This window comes from Pseudomonas sp. M5A4_2d (assembly GCF_053345295.1).
In genome coordinates, this window is record NZ_JBKEZW010000002.1 from 354,335 (window position 1) to 374,972 (window position 20,638).

Below are 20,638 nucleotides of genomic sequence, written 5' to 3' on the forward strand. Positions count from 1 at the left end.
TTCCAACTGCTCGCGTTTACTCGCCGATGGCGGCTTTGTAGCCGGCGGCATCCAGCAGTTTTTCCAGATCAGCCGGGTTGCTTGGCTTAAGCTTGAAGATCCAGGCGCCGTAAGGGTCGGAGTTCAACAGCTCAGGGCTGCCACTCAGTTCCTCGTTCACGGCAATCACTTCGCCAGCCACCGGGGCGTAGATATCCGAAGCAGCCTTCACCGACTCAACCACGCCAGCCTGGCCTTCAGCGTCAAACAGGGCGCCAACTTCCGCCAGCTCAACGAACACCACATCACCCAACGCTTCCTGGGCATGATCGGAGATCCCGACGGTCACGGTGCCGTCAGCTTCCAGACGGGCCCATTCGTGACTTTTGGCAAAACGCAGGTCGGCAGGGATATCGCTCATAGTCTGTGTCCTCAAGATTAAATGTCAGCGGCCTTTGGCCTGCCGGAAATAGTTAGATCAAGGTTTTGCCATGGCGCACGAAGGTCGGTTTGACCACTCGAACCGGGTACCACTTACCGCGGATTTCCACTTCGGCCCGATCGGCAGTGGCCGTCGGCACACGCGCCAGCGCAATGGATTTGCTCAGCGTAGGAGAGAAACTACCACTGGTGATCTCTCCTTCGCCAACATTGGCGATACGAACCACTTGGTGAGCACGTAAAACCCCACGCTCCTCCAGCACCAGCCCGACCAATTTGAATCGCACTCCGCCTGCCTTTTCCGCCTCGAGGGCGGCACGGCCGATGAATTGGCGATCGACAGGCTCCCAGGCAATACTCCAGGCCATATTGGCCGCCAGGGGCGAAACATCTTGGTGAATATCCTGGCCATACAGATTCATGCCGGCTTCCAGGCGCAGGGTATCGCGGGCGCCAAGGCCAATGGGTGAAATACCGGCACCGACCAGATCGTTGAAAAAACCCGGTGCCTGGGCGGCAGGCAGGACGATTTCCAGGCCATCCTCACCGGTGTAACCCGTGCGGGCGATAAACCAATCGCCGTCGACCTGGCCTTCAAACGGCTTGAGCTGATGGATCAGCGTGCCGCGAGACTGGGTGACCAACTCGGCGATTTTCTGCCGGGCATGCGGCCCTTGAATGGCAAGCATCGCCAACTCGGACCGCTCATGCAGTTGCACCGAGTAGTTGCCCAACTGTGCCTGCATCCAGGCCATATCCTGGTCACGGGTGGCGGCGTTGACCACCAGCCGGTAGCCCGTCTCGGTGCGGTAGACGATCATGTCGTCCACCACGCCGCCCCGCTCATTGAGCATGGCGCTGTAAAGCGCACGGCCGCAGCCATGCAAACGATCGACATCATTGGCCAGCAGGTGCTGGAGCCATTCCTTGGCCTGAAGGCCTGCGACATCAATCACGGTCATATGAGATACATCGAACACCCCGCAGTCGCGTCGCACCTGATGGTGCTCTTCAACTTGCGAGCCGTAATGCAGAGGCATATCCCAACCGCCAAAATCGACCATTTTCGCGCCGAGGGCGAGATGCAGGTCATACAGAGGCGTACGCTGTCCCATGGGTTTCTCCTTCCGGGCTTGGCGAAGATGCGCAGAGTTGCCATGTGCGCTGAACACCTTGTATTACCAGGCCTGCAGCGACATTTAGCGACTCGCCCCGAAAGACGGAGCGCACCGAATGCCGCGCATTGTAGCCGCAAGCCGTAGGACTGGCACCTAACCGATTTGTCGTGCAGAGCGTCGGATCAAGCCGATCACCGGCAACAGGCCCACCAACACCAGTGTCAGTGCCGGCAACGACGCCCGCGCCCATTCCCCTTCACTGGTCATTTCAAAGATCCGTACCGCCAGGGTGTCCCAGCCAAACGGGCGCATCAGCAGGGTCGCAGGCATTTCCTTGAGCACATCGACGAACACCAGCAGCGCTGCACTCAATGTCCCCGGCAGCAATAGCGGCAGATACACTTTGCAAAACAGTCGTGGCCCACTTACGCCGAGGCTGCGCGCCGCTTCCGGTAAAGACGGCCGGATTCGCGCCAGGCTGTTTTCCAGCGGCCCGTAGGCCACCGCCAGAAAACGCACCAGATACGCCAGGACCAGCGCCGACAGGCTGCCAAGCAACAAAGGCTTGCCAGCGCCGCCGAGCCAACCTGACAACGGCACTACCAGCTCACGGTCCAGGTAGCTGAACGCCAGCATGATCGACACCGCCAGCACCGAGCCCGGCAAGGCATAGCCGACATTGGCCAGGCTGATTCCGGAGCGAATCGCGCGCGTCGGCGCCAGACGGTTGGCAAAGGCCAATATCAACGCAACGCTGACCGTGATCAGGGCCGCGATGCCGCCCAGGTAAAGGGTGTGAACGATCAAGCCGGTATAACGCTCATCCAGATCGAACCGACCGCGCTGCCAGAACCAGGCGACCAGTTGCAGCATCGGGATAACAAAGGCACAGACAAACACCAAACCACACCAACCACTGGCAGCTGCGGCCTTGAACCCGCGCAGGTGATACAGCGCCTTGCCGCGTGGCCGCTCATTGCCTGCGCGGCTGGCACCTCGGGCACGTCGTTCGCCGTAGAGCACCAGCATTACCACCAGCAGCAACAGGCTGGCGAGTTGGGCGGCGCTGGAAAGGCTGAAAAAGCCGTACCACGTCTTGTAGATGGCGGTGGTAAAGGTGTCGAAGTTGAATACCGAGACTGCGCCGAAATCTGCCAGGGTCTCCATCAACGCCAACGCTACGCCAGCGCCAATCGCCGGACGTGCCATGGGCAGCGCCACGCGCCAGAACGCTTGCCAGGGCGATTGGCCGAGCACTCGCGCCGCCTCCATCAAGCCTTTGCCCTGAGCCAAAAACGCGGTGCGCGCCAGAAGATAGACGTAGGGGTAGAACACCAGCACCAACACGATGATCACACCGCCAGTGGAACGCACGCGCGGCAGGCGTAGACCGCTGCCCAACCATTCGCGCAGCAGGGTTTGGACCGGCCCTGCGAAATCGAGCAGGCCGACAAACACAAAGGCCAGCACGTAGGCAGGAATAGCGAAAGGCAGCATCAGGGCCCAGTCGAGCCAGCGCCGCCCGGGAAATTCGCAGAGGCTGGTCAGCCAGGCCAGGCTCACGCCGAGCAGCGTCACACCAACGCCGACGCCCAGCACCAGGGTCAGCGTGTTGCCCAGCAGGCGTGGCATCTGGGTTTCCCACAAGTGCGACCAGATCTGCGTGTCGATGCTTTGCCAGGACAGCAACAGCACGCTCAGCGGCAGCAGTACCAGAGCGGCGACGGTGAAGACCGGCAGGTACCAGCGGCGTTGGGCGGGGTGGGCCAAGGAAAAACTCTCAGAGTGTCAGTTGTCTTGAAAACACCACCAACCAATGTGGGAGCGGGCTTGCTCGCGAAGGCGGTGTATCAGTCACACATGTATCGACTGACACGACGCATTCGCGAGCAAGCCCGCTCCCACATTTTGATCGGCCGCGTTCTAAAAATTTAGTTCCAGCCAGCGCGGTCCATCAAGCGAATGGCCTCAGCCTGGCGCTTGCCCGCCACTTCCACCGGCAAGGTATCGGCGATGAACTTGCCCCAGGTCGCCACTTCCGCTGACGGCGGCACGGCAGGGTTAGCCGGGAACTCCTGGTTCACATCGGCAAAAATCTTCTGCGCCTCAGCCGTGGTCATCCACTCCACCAGGGCCTTGGCAGCCTCCGGGTGCGGCGCATGCTTGGTCAGGCCAATGCCCGACAGGTTCACATGCACGCCACGGTCGCCCTGGTTCGGCCAGAACAGCTTCACCGCCAGGTCCGGCTTCTGCTTGTGCAGGCGGCCATAGTAGTAGGTGTTGACGATACCCACGTCGCACTGCCCGGCGTTGATGGCTTCAAGCACTGCGATGTCATCGGAGAACACGTCGGTGGACAGGTTGCTGACCCAGCCCTTGACGATTTCTTCGGTCCTGGCCGCGCCATGGGTTTCGATCAGGGTGGCAGTCAGCGACTGGTTGTAGACCTTTTTTGCGGTGCGCAGGCACAGTCGACCTTCCCACTGCTTGTCGGCCAGGGCTTCGTAAGTGGTCAAGTCGCCCGGTTTTACCCGGTCAGTGGAATAGGCGATGGTCCGCGCGCGCAGGCTAAGACCCGTCCACGCGTGGCTGGAAGCGCGGTATTGCAGGGGAATGTTCTTATTGATCACTTCAGAGGTGAACGGCTGCAGGATGCCCATCTGCTCGGCCTGCCAGAGGTTGCCGGCGTCGACGGTCAGCAGCAGGTCAGCCGTGGCGTTTTCGCCTTCGGCCTTGATCCGCTGCATCAGCGGGGCTTCCTTGTCGGTGATGAACTTCACCTGCACCCCGGTTTTCTGGGTGTAGGCGTCGAACACCGGCTTGATCAGTTCGTCGATGCGCGAGGAGTAGACCACGACTTCGTCGGCTGCCTGCACGGTGGTGCTGCCGATAAGGGTGAGTGCCAGGGCAGTCAGGAGGCGCTTGGGTGCCAACATGGGTGCGGTCTCTCATTTGCAAAAAGAGGGCAAATGATAAGGACTCACATTTGGTAGCGCTCGACGGAGGAGTTACCAGATGTTGCACAGCCGGATTTGCGCGAGCGCTGATGGCCTCATCGCGGGCAAGCCCAGCTCCCACAGAGGGACGCATTTCAAGTCAGGGCTTGGCCAGGTCCGGCAGATCTCCCGTCAACCCCAGGGCCTGACGTACAAAAACCGCTTTGGCTTCGGGCATCTGGTCGACCATTTTCAACCCGGCGTTGCGCAGCCAGCGTAAAGGCAATTGATCGGCCTGGAACAACCGCTCAAAGCCTTCCATCGCCGCCATCAACGCCAGGTTATGCGGCATGCGTCGACGCTCGTAGCGGCTCAGCACCTTCACATCGGCCAGGCGCTCGCCGCGCTCGGTAGCGGCCAACAACACTTCGGCCAGCACCGCTGCATCGAGAAACCCCAGGTTCACGCCCTGCCCCGCCAACGGGTGGATCACGTGCGCCGCATCGCCGATCAGCGCCAGGCCTTCAGACACATAACGTTTGGCGTGACGTTGGCGCAGCGGCACGCACACACGCGGGTCGGCGCTGATCACCGTGCCGAGCCGCCCTTCAAAGGCGCGCTCCAGTTCACGGCAGAAGCTGTCGTCATCCAGCGCCATCAGGCGTTCGGATTCAGCTGGTGTGGTCGACCAGACGATTGAGCACCAATCTTCTTGCCCGTCGCGCACCAGCGGCAAAAATGCCAGCGGGCCGGTATCGGTAAAACGTTGCCAAGCCGTACGCTGGTGAGTCTGGCTGCTGCGCACGCTGGTGACGATGGCGTTATGCAGGTAATCCCATTCACGCGTCGCGGTGCCGGTCAGGCGGCGCACGGCGGAGTGGGCGCCGTCGGCGGCAACCACCAGCGGTGCACGCAATTTGCGGCCATCGGCCAACGTCAGCAGCCAGTCATCACCGGAGCGACGCATCTGCTCCAGGCGCGCATTGGCCAGCAAGCCCAGGTCGCAATCGTGCAGGCGATCAAGCAACGCGTCCTGAACCACACGGTTCTCGACGATATGCCCCAGCACTTCGGCATGCACGCTGGCCGCCGAAAAGTGGATGTGCCCAGTGCCGCTGCCGTCCCACACCTGCATCTCACCGTAAGGGCTGGCGCGCCGCGACACGATGCCGTCCCACACGCCCAAGCGCTCGAGGATGCGCTGGCTGGCGCCCGACAAGGCGCTCACGCGGGGCTCGAAGGCCGCCTCACGGTCGAACGGCTTGACGCTCAGCGGGCTGCCATCGAGCAGCAGCACTTGCAGGCCACTGCCCTGCAACGCCAGCGCCAAGGCGCTCCCGACCATTCCGGCCCCGACAATCAGCACATCTGCGCGCATGTCCATGCTTTAAGCCTGTCTCGCTGGCGGCTTGCGCCGCACGTAAAGGGTTTTGTCGACCCGCGCCACCAAGGTGCCGGAGCCGTCATGAATCTGCACCTGAAGCTGGGGCAAGTACTTCTCACCCCCTTCGGTCTGTCGGCGAATCTCGTCCAGCAAGGCCTCGTCGATGGAAAACTCGGCATACACCGGGCCTTTGCCCGGCGAGATGAAATCGATACTCGCGGCCTTGTCCCAGACGATGTAGTCGCGACCCAGGTTCTCCATCAACAGCAACATGTAGAACGGGTCGACCATGGAATACAGGCTGCCGCCAAATTGCGTGCCGACGTAATTACGGTTGTACCAGCCCAGGCCCATGCGAACTTTGACGTGACGAAAGTCGGCGCTCATGTGCTGCACGCTTATCCCCGCCCCCAGATAGGGCGGATAAAGGGTCATGACCCAACGCAATAGCCGCGCTTTACCCAAGCGTTCGATCAACCACTTACGCATCGGGGCGCGTACCCAAGCCCATGGCCTGACGGGCGAACCAGCGTTTGGCCGGCGGCAGCAGGTCCAAGCCCAGCAGGCCCATATTACGGCCCATGGCTACCAAGGGTTGAGCGCTGCCAAACAGGCGCGTGACTTGATCGGAGAAACCCACCGTAAGCTTCTGATCCAGGCGCTGGCGCTCGCGATAACCTTGCAACGTCGCCAGGTCACCCGGCACCGCCGGCCCGGCCAGCAAGGCTTCGGCCAAGGCAGTCGCATCGCGCAGGGACAGGTTGAACCCCTGCCCGGCAATCGGGTGCAGGCTGTGGGCCGCATTGCCGAGGACCGCCAGGTGGGAGCGTACTTGTTCTTCCGCTTCCACCAGGGTCAGCGGATACAAATGACGAGCGCCCACTTGCTTCAGGGTACCCAGGCGGTAGCCGAACACGCCCTGCAGTTCGCTCAAGAAACTGCGCTCATCAAGGTTGGCCAGGCGCTGGGCGTCCATGCCGATGCGCGTCCAGACCAGCGCGCAACGATTGTCCGGCAGCGGCAGCAAGGCCATCGGGCCTTCATCGGTGAAGCGCTCAAAGGCTTCGCCGTTGTGTGCCTCGCTTGGGGTGATGTTGGCGATCAGCGCACTCTGGTTGTACGGGCGTGTTTTTACACCGATGCCTAATTGCTCGCGCAAACCGGAGCGGCCACCATCGGCCAACACCGCAAGGTCGCACTCCAACACGGTTTCATCATTGAGGGTCAGGCGATAGCCGTCGGGCAGCGGCTCCATGCGCGTGACTTCCGCCGGGCAACGCCAGCTCACCACTTCTTTGTCCAAACCTTGCCACAGGCATTGGCCGAGCCAGGCGTTTTCCACCACGTAACCGAGGGCAGGCACGCCTTCCTCCATCGCGGATAACCGCGCAGTGGAGAAGCGCCCACGGTCCGACACATGAATCTGCTTGATCGGCTCGGCGCGGCGGGAGATGGCCTGCCACAGGCCTAACCGCTGATAAATCTGACGAGCGCCGTAAGACAACGCCGAAGAACGCGCATCGTAGCTCGGCTGGTAATTGTCACCCGGCGCAAAGGGTTCGATCAGCACGATGTTCCAACCACGCGCCTTGGCGCCCGCCTGCAACGCCAGCGCCAGGCTCGCACCCACCAGGCCTCCGCCGATAATCGCCAGGTTGACCCGGCTCATCGGGCAGCAGCCATCAGCGCTTCGATCTCGACAACCGTCTTGGGCACGCCGCCGGTCAGAATTTCACAGCCTTGCTTGGTCACCACCACGTCGTCCTCGATGCGCACGCCAATGCCACGCCATTTCTTTGCTACGTTCTGGTTGTCCGGCGAAATATAAATGCCGGGTTCCACGGTCAACGCCATGCCGACTTCCAGCACCCGCCATTCGCCGCCGACTTTGTACTCGCCCACATCGTGGACATCCATGCCCAGCCAGTGGCCGGCGCGGTGCATATAAAACGCACGGTAGGCTTCGCTGGCGATCAACTCGTCGACATCGCCCTGCAACAGACCCAGCTTCACCAGCCCGGCAGTGATGACTTTTACCGTCGCCTCATGGGCCTGGTTCCAGTGTTTGTTCGGCGCAATTTCGGCAAAGGCAGCTTCCTGGGACGCCAGCACAATCTCGTAAATCGCTTTTTGCTCGGGCGAAAACCTGCCGTTGACCGGCCAGGTACGGGTGATGTCGCTGGCGTAGCAGTCAATCTCGCAACCGGCATCGATCAGCACCAGGTCGCCGTCCTTGAGCACCGCGTCATTCTGCTGGTAATGCAGGATGCAGCTGTTGCGCCCGGCGGCGACGATGGAGCCATAGGCCGGCATTTTCGCGCCGCCCTTGCGAAATTCGTAATCCAGCTCGGCTTCCAGGCTGAATTCATACAACCCCGCGCGGCTGGCCTGCATGGCCTTCACGTGGGCCGCACAGGAAATTCGCGCGGCCTCGCGCATCACTTTCACTTCTGCCGCCGATTTATACAGGCGCATGTCGTGGAGCAGATGATCCAGGGCAACAAATTCGTTCGGCGGCTGGGCGCCCAGGTGCGCTTTAGAGCGGATCACGTTGATCCACTCCATCACATGCCGGTCGAACTCGGCGTTGCTGCCCATGGCCGAGTACACCCGGTCACGGCCTTCGATCAGGCCGGGCAGAATGTCGTCGATGTCGGTGATGGGGAATGCATCGTCGGCGCCAAAGTCACGGATCGCGCCTTCGGTGCCGGCGCGCAGGCCGTCCCACAATTCGCGTTCGGCGTTGCGTTCGCGGCAGAACAGCACGTACTCGCCATGCTGGCGACCGGGCATCAGCACGATCACCGCTTCGGGCTCGGGAAAACCGCTCAGGTACTGGAAGTCGCTGTCCTGGCGGTAGACGTGCTCGACATCACGATTGCGAATTGCCACGGCAGCGGCCGGCAGAATCGCGATGCTGTTGGGTTCCATCTGCGCCATGAGCGCCTTGCGGCGACGGGTGTATTCCGCTTTCGGGATATGGATCATGGGCAGATGGGCTTCCTTTCTTAATGCAGCGAAGGCTTGGGTGCAGCGGGCTCAGCGGATTTTTTGGTCTCGGTGAACAGCAGCAGCGGCGCGACGCGCAGGTATTCCATCACTTCCATGTAGTCGCCTTCGCCGTCTTCGGACTCTTCCAGGGCATCTTGCACCTGGGAGATGGCCGCCAAGTCTTGCAACACTTCCTTGGCATCGGTGCTCAGTTCCAGGCCGCCGGCGTTCACGCCGAAGCCGTGGAGGAAACCCTGGCACCATTGGCCCAGCGCCGCAGCGCGTTCGGTGAGTGGCGCGTCGTCGGTCGGCAACAGCAGGACTACGGTGACGTCATCACCGGTCAGCTCGCCCTTGACCATCTCTTGCAGGCCGATCAGCGCGTTACGCACGTTCTCGGTCGGTTCGGTTTCCAGCAGCTCGGCCACATCAGCCAGCCAGTTGTCGGCATCGAAGCCAACACCCGTGCAGCTGCGGCCCAACAACACGCCGTGCAGTTCGGCAGGCGAGCAAGGATGACCGCTGGAGCTCAGCAGTTTGGAAAAAGCGTCGTACGGGGAGTTCTGAATAGGCATGGTGAGCTAGGCGCCAGACGGCGCAATGTCTAGAATGAAGCGCTGTATCCTAGCACCGGCAGACGTACCAAGACTATCGAGGGCGTCAGATCGTTTATCCTGCAGTTGCCATTCATCAGACAAATCCAGTGGAACCCAATGGAAGACACCGACCTGCAAGCGCTGATGGCCAGACTCGAGCTGCTAATTGATCGGGTCGAGCAACTTAAGAGTCAAAACGGACTCCTATTAGCTCAGGAAAAGACCTGGCGCGAGGAACGCGCTCACCTCATTGAAAAAAACGAAATCGCCCGGCGTAAGGTCGAATCGATGATTTCGCGCCTGAAGGCCCTGGAGCAAGACTCATGAGTTCAAGCAATAGCGTTACCGTGCAGATCCTCGACAAAGAATATTCGATCATCTGCCCCCAGGAAGAACGCAGCAACCTGGTAAGTGCTGCCCGCTACCTGGACGGCAAAATGCGTGAAATCCGCAGCAGCGGCAAAGTCATCGGTGCCGACCGCATCGCCGTGATGGCTGCGCTGAACATTACCCACGATCTGCTGCATAAGCAGGAACGGCCTGACGTTCAGGCCAACGGCTCAACCCGCGAGCAAGTGCGTGACCTGCTGGAACGCGTGGATCTGGTGCTTTCCACCGATTCAGACGCACCCAAGGGCTGATTGCCAAGTCTGTTTAAGGTATACTCGCCCCACTCCCTGGCGTGTTTGCCAGTCGGCGATGTCCCTGAGCCGATTCGCACTACCCTGGAAGTTGCACGTTGGGCTGGTGTGCATGTCCGCTAGACGGAAAGCCTTAAAGCCTACTGCATCTTCCACCTTGAACTTTCGGGTTCAAGGGCTAAGTCGACAGCGGCTCTGTCGGGGAGCCTGAATTCCCAAACTCAATGCCAGTCCCAGGACTGGCATTGTTTTATGAGCCGAAAAACCATGACCGAACCTGCGCCGCTTTCCCGCCCGCAACTTCGACGCATGTTGCGCAAGGCCCGCCGCGAGCTGACGCCGAGCGAACAGCGTAAGGCAGCCCAAGGCTTGTATCGGCAACTGGCACAGCAACCGCTGTTTCGCCGGGCCAGACATATCTCTTTGTATCTACCGACGGACGGCGAAATCGATCCGCGCTTGCTGCTGCGCGCCGCTCAGCGCCGGGGCAAGGCCACTTACCTGCCGGTGCTCAGTGCCTGGCCGCGAACCAAGATGGTGTTCCAGCGTGTGCGGCCTGGGGATAAGTTGTTGCCCAATCGCTTTCGCATTCTTGAGCCGCGCGTGAATGCCAATCGCCAGCGCCCGGTATGGGCACTCGATCTCGTGCTGCTGCCGCTGGTGGGGTTCGATGATGTGGGTGGGCGCCTGGGCATGGGCGGCGGGTTTTATGACCGCAGCCTGGCCTACCTCGCCAGGCGCCAAAGCTGGCGCAAGCCGACGCTGCTGGGGCTGGCCCATGAATGTCAGAAAGTCGAGCGCCTGGCGCAGGCAAGCTGGGACGTGCCACTGGCGGGCACCGTCACCGATAAGCAGTGGTATGTCGCAGAAACGTCGCTGGAGTCAGCGACGCCTTGAAAAAGTGTTAACGCTTGAACGGTTGCGGCTGCTGCTGAGCCAGTTCAATGGGTGCATCGGTCTTGTTCGACCACAAGCTCTGGGCATACCCGGTGGTCACGACGCCCAGACCAAACAAAATAACCAAAATCCATAGTAAATCCGGTTTACGTTGCATCGATTGCCCCCCTTCAGGCACCTCGTACACGATGACAACAACGTTCCAAAGTAGTCCGTTGCAGCTGCGTCAAGCTTAAAAGCGGGCATTCTGCGGTAACGCGAACCAACACGCAAACCTTGACGCCAACCGACTGTCGGTTTGTCATGGAATTGCCTGACAACTTATCCAACGCCTTTTTCAGGAGCCCAAAAATGGCCTACTGGCTGATGAAATCCGAGCCCGACGAACTCTCCATCAACGGCCTGGAAAAGCTCGGCGAAGCCCGCTGGGACGGGGTTCGCAACTACCAGGCGCGCAACTTCCTGCGAGCCATGGCGGTCGGTGATGAGTTTTTCTTCTACCACTCCAGCTGCCCCGAGCCCGGCATTGCCGGCATCGGCAAAATCATCGAAGCGGCCTACCCCGACCCCACTGCCCTGGAACCGGACAGCCACTATTTCGATGCAAAGGCCAGCCCGGAGAAAAACCCGTGGAGCGCGATCAACGTGGCACACGTTAAAACCTTCCCCAAGGTGCTGGGCCTGGGTTACCTGAAACAGCAAACCGCCCTCGCCGAACTGCCGCTGGTGCAAAAGGGCAGCCGGCTTTCGGTCATGGCGGTCACGCCTGAGCAGTGGGCCACAATCCTCAATTTGCTTTAACTGACCGATATCAACACCCTCCCGGGGTAAACCGGTCACACTGGGACGCTAATGCCGCAGGATGCAGCCATGTCTACGAACCGCCATATGTCGCGCCTTTTCGCTATTGCCCTGATCGCCCTGTTGCTGGGTGCCGGCGGCTTCGGTTACTGGCGATCCACCCAAGACCGCCTGCCAGAAGGCTTGAGCATGGGCAATGGTCGCCTGGAATCCACCGAAGTGCAGATCGCCGCCAAGATCCCCGGGCGCCTGGCCGAAGTGCGCGTGGACGAAGGCGACAAGGTGCTCAAAGGCCAATTGCTGGCGCGCATGGACACCCGCACCCTCGAAGCCCAGCGCGCCCAGGCCGAAGCCGAAGTACTGCGCGCCAAGGAAAACTTCGCCGCCGCCGAAGCCAACGTGCAGCTGCGCCAGAGTGAACAACTGCTGGCCAGCCAGGAACTCAGGCGCACCCAGGAACTGTATAAGCGCGGCTTCGCCAGCAGCCAGTTGATCGACCAGCAGCAAGCGCGTCAGAACACCGGCAACGCCGCCGTGATTGCCGCGCAAGCTCAGGTCAATGCGGTGAAAGCCGCCATTGGCGCGGCCCAGGCTCAAGTGGCTCAGCTCACCAGCGAAATCGACGACAGCAGCCTGCGTGCGCCCATCGACGGCATCATCCAGTTACGCCTGGCCGAGCCTGGCGAAGTGCTCGGCGCGGGTGGCCGAGTTTTGTTGCTGATTGATCCCAATGATCAGTACATGAACCTGTACCTGCCCGCGTCCATCACCGGTCGCCTGACCGTCGGCAGTGACGCACGCATCCTGCTCGACGCCCTGCCCCAGCAACCGCTGCCGGCGAAAATCAGCTTTGTCGCCGACAAATCGCAGTTCACGCCCAAGGAGGTCGAGACCCGCGACGAGCGTCAGAAGCTGGTGTTCCGCGTCAAGCTGCGCCTGACTCAACCCAGCGCCGTACCGCAAGCCAAGCCGGGCATGCCCGGCGCCGGCTACGTGCGCACGGCTGATATCGACTGGCCGGCCAACCTGCAATGACCGACCTGGCGCTGCACGCCACGGGGATCAACCACCGCTACGGCAAGCAACAGGCACTCGTCGATATCGCCTTCAGCCTGCCCGCCGGCATACGCTGCGGCTTGATCGGCCCGGATGGCGCGGGCAAGTCGAGCCTGCTGGGGCTGATCGCCGGGGTTAAAAAGCTTCAGGCGGGGCAACTGGAAGTACTCGGTGGCTCTATCGAAGACCGCCACCACCGTAACAGCCTGTACCCACGCATCGCCTTCATGCCCCAAGGCCTGGGCGGCAACCTGTACCCCGAACTGTCCATCAGCGAGAACATCCGTTTCTTCGCCACACTGTTCGGTTTGTCAAAAGCCGATTGCGAGCAGCGCATGCACAACCTGCTGCTGGCCACCGACCTCGCGCGCTTCGCCGAGCGCCCGGCCGGCAAGCTGTCCGGTGGCATGAAGCAGAAACTCGGCCTGTGCTGCGCGCTGATCCACGACCCGGACCTGCTGATCCTCGACGAGCCCACCACCGGCGTCGACCCACTGTCGCGCCGACGCTTTTGGGAGTTGGTCGAGACCGTACGCCACGAACGCCCGCAGCTGACGCTGTTGGTGGCCACGGTCTACATGGAAGAAGCCGAGCAATTCGAACACTGCCTGATGCTGGATCGCGGCAAACTGATCGCCGACGGCCTCAGCAGCGAATTGGCGGCCGCGACACCCAGCGGCAAACTGGATGAGGCCTTTACCCACTTCCAGGGCGACAGTGCCCACAACAATCAGCCGCTGGTGATTCCGCCGCGTAACAGCGGCAATACCGATATCGCCATCGAAGCCCACGACCTGACGCTGCGTTTTGGTGATTTCACCGCGGTGGATAAAGTCAGCTTCGCCATCGGCCGAGGTGAGATTTTCGGCTTCCTGGGCTCTAACGGTTGCGGCAAGACCACCACCATGAAAGTCCTCACCGGGCTGATGCCGGCCACCGAAGGCAGCGCCACGCTGCTCGGCAACCCGGTGAATGCCAAGGACCTGGCGACCCGCAAGCGCGTGGGTTTCATGTCGCAAAGTTTTTCGTTGTACGGCGAACTCAGCGTGCGCCAGAACCTGGTGCTGCACGCGCAACTGTTCGACTTGCCCAAGGCTGATGCCGGCCCGCGGATCGACGAGCTGATCAAGCGCGTCGACCTCAGTGACGTAGCCGAGCAGCCGTCCGGCGAGCTGCCGTTGGGCCTGCGCCAGCGCCTGTCATTGGCCGTGGCGGTGCTGCATCGCCCGGAAGTGCTGATCCTCGATGAGCCCACCTCGGGCGTCGACCCGGCAGCGCGGGATGATTTCTGGCGATTGCTGATCGAGCTGTCCCGCGAACAAGGTGTGACGATCTTCCTGTCCACCCACTTTATGAACGAGGCCCAACGCTGCGACCGCATCTCCCTGATGCACGCGGGCAAGGTGCTCGCCTGCGACACGCCCGACGCACTGCAAAAGCAATTCCATGGCGACACCCTCGAAGCTGCGTTCGTCACCTGCCTGGAGCAGGCACAAGGCGAACCGGAACCTGCCGCGCCGAGCGCAACCGTCAGCGATACCGGCGCAGCGCCCGTCAGCAAACACGGTTTCAGCCTGGCTCGGCTATTGGCCGTGGCGGGCCGCGAAGGCAAGGAGCTGTTGCGCGACAAAGTGCGCATGGCCTTCGCCCTGCTGGGGGCGATGTTCATGATGGTGATCTTCGGCTACGGGATTTCCCTGGACGTGGAAAACCTCGCCTTCGCCGTCTACGACCAGGACCAGACCCCGCAGAGCCGTGCCTACCTGGAAGCCTTTCGCAGTTCGCGCTACTTCGCCGAACAAGCGCCCATCAGCGACGCCAATGAATTGCACCGTCGCCTGCAGCGTTCTGAAATCAAACTGGCGCTGGAAATCCCACCCGGCTTTGGCCGCGACCTCTACGCCGGTCGCCAACCCACGGTAGCCGCGTGGCTCGACGGCGGCATGCCGTTTCGCGCGGAGACCAGCCGCAACTATGTGGAAGCCGTGCACCTGGGCAACCTCCAGCAACTGGCCGCGCTGAGCAGCCTGCCCTTGAACGCCCCAGCCACCGCCAAGCTCGAAACGCGCTTTCGCTACAACCAGGACGTGGTCAGCGTGAATGCCATCGGCCCGGGCGTGATGGCGCTGATCCTGGCGTTTATCCCTGCGATGCTCACCGCGCTGGGCATCGTGCGCGAGAAAGAGCTGGGCTCGATCACCAACTTCTATGCCACGCCCCTGACCCGCCTGGAATTCCTGCTGGGCAAACAGGCCCCCTACCTGGCCGTGAGCCTGGTCAACCTGGCGCTGCTGGTGGCGATGAACCGCTGGCTGTTCGGTGTACCGTTTAAAGGCAGCGGGTTGACCCTGGCATTTGGCGGCCTGCTGTATGTGCTGGCCACAACGAGCATGGGCCTGCTGATCTCAGCGTTCACCCGCACTCAAATTGCGGCGATCCTCGGCACCATGATCATCACCAGCCTGCCGACCATCCAGTTCTCCGGGCTGATCGTGCCGCGCTCGTCCCTGGAAGGCGCGGCCGCACTGATGGGCACGTTGTTTCCCGCCGGGCACTTTCTGGATATCGCGGTGGGCACCTTTACCAAGGCCCTCGACCTACGCCAGTTGTGGCCGCAGTGCCTGGCGCTGTTCGGGTTTTTTGTCGGGTTCACCGGGCTGAGTTTGATCATGCTCAAGAAGCAGGAGGCCTGATGCACAAGCTCGCTCACATTCTGCGACTGGGTATCAAGGAACTCACCAGCCTGCGCCATGACAGCGTGTTGCTGCTGTTTCTGGCCTACGCCTTTACTGTCGCGATCTATATGCCCGCCGCCGGCTCGGTAATTGGCGTGCACAACGCCAGCGTGGCCTTTGTCGATGAAGACCACAGCGCGCTGTCCCGGCAGATGGCCGAAGCATTGCAACCGCCGGAGTTTCAACCACCCGCGCCGCTGGCCTATGACCAACTGGATAAGGTCATGGACAGCGGCGAGTACACCTTCGTGATCAACGTGCCGGCAAATTTCCAGGCCGATGTGTTGGCCGGGCGGCAACCGGGCGTGCAGGTGAACGTCGATGCCACGGCGATGAGTCAGGCGTTCATGGGTGCAGGCTACATCGGCAGGATTTTCCAACGTGAGCTGCTGAGCTACAGCGGCCAGGCCAATGCCAGTCAGACGTTACCCGCGCTGCTGACCACCCGGGCGCTGTTCAACACCAACCTGGAAGGCGGCTGGTTCCTGGCGGTGATCCAGATCGTCAACAACATCACCATCCTGGCCATCGTGCTGACCGGCACCGCGCTGCTGCGCGAGCGCGAGCACGGCACGCTTGATCATTTATTGGTACTGCCGCTGACCGCACTGGAAATCATGCTGGCGAAAATCTGGAGCAACATGCTGGTGGTGGTGCTGTGCACCTGGCTGTCTCTGGAGCTGGTGGTCAAAGGCTTGCTCGGCGTGCCGCTGGCCGGGTCCATGAGCCTGTTCCTGTTTGTGACGGCGCTGTATCTGTTTGCGAGTACCGCACTGGGGATCTTCCTCGCCACCCTCGCTCGCTCGACGCCGCAATTCGGTTTGCTGGCAATTCCGGTGATCATCCCAATGCTGTTGCTGTCCGGTGGCAGCACGCCGCTGGACAGCATGCCCGAGTGGCTACAGTGGGTGATGCAGGGCTCGCCGTCGACGCACTTTGTGAGCCTGAGCGCAGCGATTCTGTTCCGGGATGCGGGCGTGAGTGTGGTGTGGCCGGACTTGCTGGCGCTGGCGGCGATTGGCCTGGTGTTTTTTGCGGTGGCGTTGGCCAGGTTTCGCAAAAGCCTGGCTTCTTAACTGTGGCGAGCGGGCTTGCCCCACGTGGGGCTGCGCAGCAGCCCCATCCAGATTCACCACATTGTTTCAGGTGTACCGAGGCGTATGGTTTTGGGGCGGCTTCGCCACCCAACGCGGGGCAAGCCCGCTCGCCACAAGGAACCGTTACTGGATGATCAAGTTGTTGAACAACAGGTCTTCCACCACCGGCTTGCCGGTTTCGTCGTTCATGACTTGCTGGGTTTGCTTCAAGGCTTCCTGGCGCAGTTTTTCTTTGCCTTCGACCGTACTCATGGCTTCGTTGGTCTGCTGGGTGAACAGCGCAACCATCTGGTTACGAATCAATGGCTCGTTGGCCTTGACCGCGGCAAGGGCTTCGGGGCCAGTCACTCGCAAGGCGATGTCGGCCTTGAACACCTTGAGTTTCGTTGTGCCATCCAGGCCGTAGTTGCCCACGAAGGGCGGGTTCAGGCTGTAATAGCTGACCTTGGGCGCCTCGCCTTCTTTTGCTTCTTCGGCCTGGGCTGCCATCGGCAAGGTCAGGGCGAGCATCAACAGGATCCACGCTTTCACAGTTCATTCCTCAAATTCGGTTGCCCGGTAGCATAACGCTAGCAAGGCTGAGCACAAGCTTATGGCGACTTATCAGGCCTGGGCATGCTCGTTGACCCACGGGCGTACCCTCCTACACTTATCGGCCACGACGCCAAAAGGAATAGTCCGATGAAAGCTGTGCTGTGCAAAGCCTTCGGCCCCGCCGAAACCCTGGTGCTGGAAGAGATCGCCAGCCCGGCGATCAAGAAGAACGAAATCCTGTTGGACGTGCACGCGGCCGGGGTCAATTTCCCGGACACCCTGATCATCGAGGGCAAATACCAGTTCAAGCCGCCCTTCCCGTTCTCGCCGGGTGGCGAAGCGGCCGGCGTGGTCAGTGAAGTCGGTGAAAAAGTCAGCCACTTGAAAGTCGGCGACCGGGTCATGGCCCTGACCGGCTGGGGCAGCTTTGCCGAGCAGGTCGCCGTGCCGGGCTACAACGTGCTGCCGATCCCGCCGAGCATGGATTTCAACACCGCCGCGGCCTTCAGCATGACCTACGGCACTTCGATGCACGCCTTGAAACAAAGGGCCAACCTGCAACCCGGCGAAACCCTGTTGGTACTCGGTGCCTCGGGTGGCGTGGGCCTGGCTGCCGTGGAAATCGGTAAAGCCATGGGCGCCCGGGTAATCGCCGCCGCCAGCAGTGCAGACAAACTGGCCGTAGCCAAGGCCGCCGGCGCGGACGAGTTGATCAACTACAGCGAAGCCAACCTTAAGGACGAAATCAAGCGCCTGACCGACGGCAACGGTGTCGATGTGATCTACGACCCGGTAGGCGGCGATCTGTTTGACCAAGCTGTTCGTGGTATCGCCTGGAACGGCCGTTTGTTGGTGGTGGGCTTTGCCAGCGGGCGCATTCCCGAGCTGCCGGTGAACCTGGCGCTGCTCAAGGGTGCGTCCGTGGTCGGGGTGTTCTGGGGCTCGTTCGCCCAGCGCCAGCCGCAGGACAATGCGGCGAACTTCCAGCAGTTGTTCACCTGGTACGCCGAGGGCAAGTTGAAGCCGTTGGTGTCGCAGGTGTATCCGCTGGAACAGGCTGCCCACGCGATCAACGACCTGGGGCAGCGCAAGGCGGTGGGCAAGGTCGTCGTTCAGATCCGGTAATGATTTGAAACGCGGTCAATGTGGGAGCTGGCTTGCCTGCGATTGCGGTGGGTCAGCTCCAACAAATGCAGCTGACAGACCGCAATCGCAGGCAAGCCAGCTCCCACATTTTGATCTCCAGTGCTTCGAAGGAGCTGATTACGGCCCATACTTATCCATTAGCGACATGTTCGTAAGAGAACATGCAATCGCTCGGATTTCCTGTGTTTGCAGATAAGAGGCGATGCTATTTTCGGTAACGAAACTGTAACATTCGCATCCGCAGTCAAAACAAGAAATTTGGAGCTCTTGAATGTTTGCTTTCTTCCGTCCTGCCGCACACCAGGCGCCCCTGCCTGAAGAAAAAATAGACAGTACCTACCGACGACTGCGCTGGCAGATCTTCGCGGGTATTTTCTTCGGTTACGCCGGGTACTACCTGCTGCGCAAAAACTTCTCGCTGGCCATGCCGTACTTGATCGACGAGGGTTACACCCGTGGTGAGCTGGGCCTGGCGATGTCGGCGATTGCGATTGCCTACGGACTGTCCAAATTCCTCATGGGCCTGGTGTCCGACCGCTCTAACCCGCGCTATTTCCTGCCCTTCGGCCTGCTGATATCGGCGGGCGTGATGTTCATTTTCGGTTTCGCACCTTGGGCAACGTCCAGCGTGACCATGATGTTCATTTTGCTGTTCATCAACGGCTGGGCCCAGGGCATGGGCTGGCCGCCAAGTGGACGGACCATGGTGCACTGGTGGTCGCAGAAAGAACGCGGCGGCGTGGTGTCTGTGTGGAACGTGGCGCATAACGTCGGCGGAGGCCTGATCGGCCCGCTGTTCCTGCTGGGCATGGCTTGGTTCAATGACTGGCATGCCGCGTTCTATGTGCCGGCGACCGTGGCATTGGCGGTGGCGGCGTTTGCCTTCATCACCATGCGCGACACCCCACAATCGGTCGGCCTGCCGCCTATCGAGCAATACAAGAACGATTACCCGGAAGGCTACGACGCCAGCCACGAAGACGAATTCAGCGCCAAGGAAATCTTCGTCAAGTACGTGCTGCGCAACAAAATGCTGTGGTACATCGCCTTCGCCAACGTCTTCGTCTACCTGCTGCGCTACGGCGTGTTGGACTGGGCGCCGACTTACCTTAAGGAAGCCAAGCACTTCGACGTGGATAAAACCTCGTGGGCGTATTTCTTCTACGAGTGGGCGGGCATTCCGGGCACGCTGCTGTGCGGCTGGATGTCGGACAAGATCTTCCGTGGCAACCGAGGCCTGACCGGCATCGTGTTCATGGCCTTGGTCACCGTGGCGACCCTGGTTTACTGGCTCAACCCGCCAGGCAACCCAATGGTCGACATGATTGCGCTGTTCTCTATCGGCTTCCTGATCTACGGCCCGGTGATGCTGATCGGTCTGCAGGCGCTGGAGCTGGCACCGAAAAAAGCCGCGGGCACCGCTGCGGGCTTCACGGGCTTGTTCGGTTACCTGGGTGGTTCGGTGGCCGCGAGTGCGGCCATGGGCTACACCGTGGACCATTTCGGCTGGGACGGTGGCTTTGTGTTGCTGGTGGGCGCCTGCCTGTTGGCGATCGCGTTCCTGATCCCAACGCTGTGGCACACCAATAGCGTCAGCACGGCGCGTTAATCGCCGGAACAATCCTTTGCACAACGCTTGAGCCGCGCCTCCAGATTCTTATCTGGCATGGCGTGGCTACGCAGGGCGTTAACGGTCTGCTCGACGTAATCGCGCGTCGTGCCGTAACGCCCGCAAGCGCTTTCCAACACGTGGTTGAGCACGATATCGGGCAGGTTGCCGGCATAGCTGGGCAAGTGCCGCTCCAACACGAATCCCAACGCCTGTACCTGACTGCCATCTTCCAGACGGCAGCTGAGCCAGTGCGGCCGATACGAGGGGTAAGGCATCTCGCGCTGCCACAAGGCATAAAGAGAAGCCTCAAGCTGGTCTTCCGGCAAGCGGTAGGCAAACCCGCTGCAAGAACCCCCACGATCCAGGCCAAACACTAACCCCGGCAACTCCGGCGTCCCCCGATGCTCGTGTGACCACAGGTACAGGCCACGGTGATAACCGTGAACCCGCGCGCGCATGCGCTGGGTCGACGAGCATTCGGGACGCCAGATCAGCGAACCATAAGCGAATAGCCAGACCGGCCCACCCTTATGCTTGGCCATCGTGGCCTGCATTGAGCTCATCAATTGCTCGTGAGTAAGTTGCGGCCCCAGATCGAGCCGCGGAGGGTAAGCCAATTGCAAAAGATCGGTTTCAATAACGGTCATGGCGGATCGCTTAGGTCTCCTTTGCCA

Annotated in this window: 21 protein-coding genes and 1 other RNA gene; 10 read left to right on the forward strand and 12 right to left on the reverse strand. The window is 61.1% G+C overall.

Translation table 11 applies throughout. The annotated features are described in order from the left end of the window. Positions 1–16: 16 nt before the first annotated feature. From gcvH to ACLBW8_RS08660, 9 genes are all read right to left on the reverse strand, one after another. A complete protein-coding gene (gene gcvH / locus ACLBW8_RS08620) occupies positions 17–400 on the reverse strand; it encodes a glycine cleavage system protein GcvH (RefSeq protein WP_447805164.1) in 384 nt (127 codons plus the stop codon). Between the two features lie 52 nt (positions 401–452). Beyond that, entirely contained in the window at positions 453–1,535 is a 1,083-nt protein-coding gene (gene gcvT, locus ACLBW8_RS08625) for a glycine cleavage system aminomethyltransferase GcvT (protein WP_447805165.1), read from the reverse strand. Positions 1,536–1,691: 156 nt separating this feature from the next. Next, complete coding sequence (locus tag ACLBW8_RS08630; RefSeq protein WP_447805166.1) at positions 1,692–3,308, reverse strand: ABC transporter permease; 1,617 nt, start codon at positions 3,306–3,308, stop codon at positions 1,692–1,694. Between the two features lie 161 nt (positions 3,309–3,469). Beyond that, the gene (locus tag ACLBW8_RS08635) at positions 3,470–4,474 is read right to left on the reverse strand and encodes an extracellular solute-binding protein (RefSeq protein ID WP_064454636.1); all 1,005 of its coding nucleotides are present in this window, start codon (positions 4,472–4,474) and stop codon (positions 3,470–3,472) included. A 160-nt stretch (positions 4,475–4,634) separates the two neighbouring features. Continuing rightward, positions 4,635–5,852, reverse strand: a complete 1,218-nt coding sequence (locus ACLBW8_RS08640; protein ID WP_447805317.1) for a 2-octaprenyl-3-methyl-6-methoxy-1,4-benzoquinol hydroxylase — start codon at positions 5,850–5,852, stop codon at positions 4,635–4,637. A 9-nt stretch (positions 5,853–5,861) separates the two neighbouring features. Then, positions 5,862–6,347, reverse strand: coding sequence for a DUF4442 domain-containing protein (locus tag ACLBW8_RS08645; protein WP_221295870.1), 486 nt, complete (start codon positions 6,345–6,347; stop codon positions 5,862–5,864). Further along, the gene (ubiH, locus tag ACLBW8_RS08650; RefSeq protein WP_221295871.1) at positions 6,340–7,527 is read right to left on the reverse strand and encodes a 2-octaprenyl-6-methoxyphenyl hydroxylase; all 1,188 of its coding nucleotides are present in this window, start codon (positions 7,525–7,527) and stop codon (positions 6,340–6,342) included. The genes ACLBW8_RS08645 and ubiH overlap by 8 nt, the downstream gene beginning before the upstream one ends. Continuing rightward, the gene (gene pepP / locus ACLBW8_RS08655) at positions 7,524–8,846 is read right to left on the reverse strand and encodes a Xaa-Pro aminopeptidase (protein ID WP_064454640.1); all 1,323 of its coding nucleotides are present in this window, start codon (positions 8,844–8,846) and stop codon (positions 7,524–7,526) included. Before pepP ends, ubiH begins: the two co-directional genes overlap by 4 nt. Positions 8,847–8,866: 20 nt before the next feature. Further along, a complete protein-coding gene (locus ACLBW8_RS08660) occupies positions 8,867–9,424 on the reverse strand; it encodes a YecA/YgfB family protein (protein ID WP_017135268.1) in 558 nt (185 codons plus the stop codon). 138 nt (positions 9,425–9,562) lie between these two features. Here ACLBW8_RS08660 and ACLBW8_RS08665 point away from each other — a divergent pair, with 138 nt between their 5' ends. From ACLBW8_RS08665 to ACLBW8_RS08680, 4 genes are all read left to right on the forward strand, one after another. Then, the gene (locus ACLBW8_RS08665) at positions 9,563–9,772 is read left to right on the forward strand and encodes a TIGR02449 family protein (RefSeq protein WP_003177365.1); all 210 of its coding nucleotides are present in this window, start codon (positions 9,563–9,565) and stop codon (positions 9,770–9,772) included. After that, complete coding sequence (locus tag ACLBW8_RS08670; RefSeq protein ID WP_064454642.1) at positions 9,769–10,086, forward strand: cell division protein ZapA; 318 nt, start codon at positions 9,769–9,771, stop codon at positions 10,084–10,086. Before ACLBW8_RS08665 ends, ACLBW8_RS08670 begins: the two co-directional genes overlap by 4 nt. Before the next feature lie 30 nt (positions 10,087–10,116). Beyond that, a non-coding RNA gene (gene ssrS / locus ACLBW8_RS08675) (6S RNA) lies at positions 10,117–10,295 on the forward strand. Positions 10,296–10,353: 58 nt separating this feature from the next. Continuing rightward, on the forward strand, positions 10,354–10,983 hold the full coding sequence (locus ACLBW8_RS08680) for a 5-formyltetrahydrofolate cyclo-ligase (protein WP_262668063.1): 630 nt from the start codon (positions 10,354–10,356) through the stop codon (positions 10,981–10,983). A 7-nt stretch (positions 10,984–10,990) separates the two neighbouring features. Here the strand turns inward: ACLBW8_RS08680 and ACLBW8_RS08685 are convergent, their stop codons facing one another. Further along, the gene (locus ACLBW8_RS08685) at positions 10,991–11,140 is read right to left on the reverse strand and encodes a hypothetical protein (RefSeq protein ID WP_167353713.1); all 150 of its coding nucleotides are present in this window, start codon (positions 11,138–11,140) and stop codon (positions 10,991–10,993) included. Positions 11,141–11,334: 194 nt separating this feature from the next. Here ACLBW8_RS08685 and ACLBW8_RS08690 point away from each other — a divergent pair, with 194 nt between their 5' ends. From ACLBW8_RS08690 to ACLBW8_RS08705, 4 genes are all read left to right on the forward strand, one after another. After that, entirely contained in the window at positions 11,335–11,784 is a 450-nt protein-coding gene (locus ACLBW8_RS08690; RefSeq protein ID WP_064454644.1) for an EVE domain-containing protein, read from the forward strand. Between the two features lie 69 nt (positions 11,785–11,853). Beyond that, positions 11,854–12,819: an HlyD family secretion protein gene (locus ACLBW8_RS08695; protein WP_064454645.1), complete on the forward strand. Its 966-nt coding sequence runs from the start codon at positions 11,854–11,856 to the stop codon at positions 12,817–12,819. Further along, a complete protein-coding gene (gene rbbA, locus ACLBW8_RS08700) occupies positions 12,816–15,533 on the forward strand; it encodes a ribosome-associated ATPase/putative transporter RbbA (protein ID WP_447805167.1) in 2,718 nt (905 codons plus the stop codon). The genes ACLBW8_RS08695 and rbbA overlap by 4 nt, the downstream gene beginning before the upstream one ends. Continuing rightward, positions 15,533–16,651 carry an ABC transporter permease gene (locus ACLBW8_RS08705; RefSeq protein ID WP_407016366.1) on the forward strand — a complete coding sequence of 373 codons (1,119 nt, stop codon included), beginning with the start codon at positions 15,533–15,535 and terminating at the stop codon, positions 16,649–16,651. The genes rbbA and ACLBW8_RS08705 overlap by 1 nt, the downstream gene beginning before the upstream one ends. Positions 16,652–16,795: 144 nt before the next feature. On the opposite strand, the gene ACLBW8_RS08710 is transcribed toward ACLBW8_RS08705, so the two are convergent. Further along, entirely contained in the window at positions 16,796–17,203 is a 408-nt protein-coding gene (locus ACLBW8_RS08710) for a flagellar basal body-associated protein FliL (RefSeq protein ID WP_064454648.1), read from the reverse strand. 150 nt (positions 17,204–17,353) lie between these two features. Here ACLBW8_RS08710 and ACLBW8_RS08715 point away from each other — a divergent pair, with 150 nt between their 5' ends. Further along, on the forward strand, positions 17,354–18,331 hold the full coding sequence (locus ACLBW8_RS08715; protein WP_053258585.1) for an NADPH:quinone oxidoreductase family protein: 978 nt from the start codon (positions 17,354–17,356) through the stop codon (positions 18,329–18,331). A 292-nt stretch (positions 18,332–18,623) separates the two neighbouring features. Continuing rightward, positions 18,624–19,961 (forward strand): glycerol-3-phosphate transporter, encoded by a 1,338-nt coding sequence (gene glpT, locus ACLBW8_RS08720; RefSeq protein ID WP_064454650.1) that lies wholly within the window; start codon positions 18,624–18,626, stop codon positions 19,959–19,961. Here glpT and ACLBW8_RS08725 read toward each other — a convergent pair. Then, on the reverse strand, positions 19,958–20,611 hold the full coding sequence (locus tag ACLBW8_RS08725; protein ID WP_064454651.1) for a gamma-glutamylcyclotransferase: 654 nt from the start codon (positions 20,609–20,611) through the stop codon (positions 19,958–19,960). The two genes, glpT and ACLBW8_RS08725, sit on opposite strands and share 4 nt — an antisense overlap. Positions 20,612–20,638 lie beyond the last annotated feature (27 nt).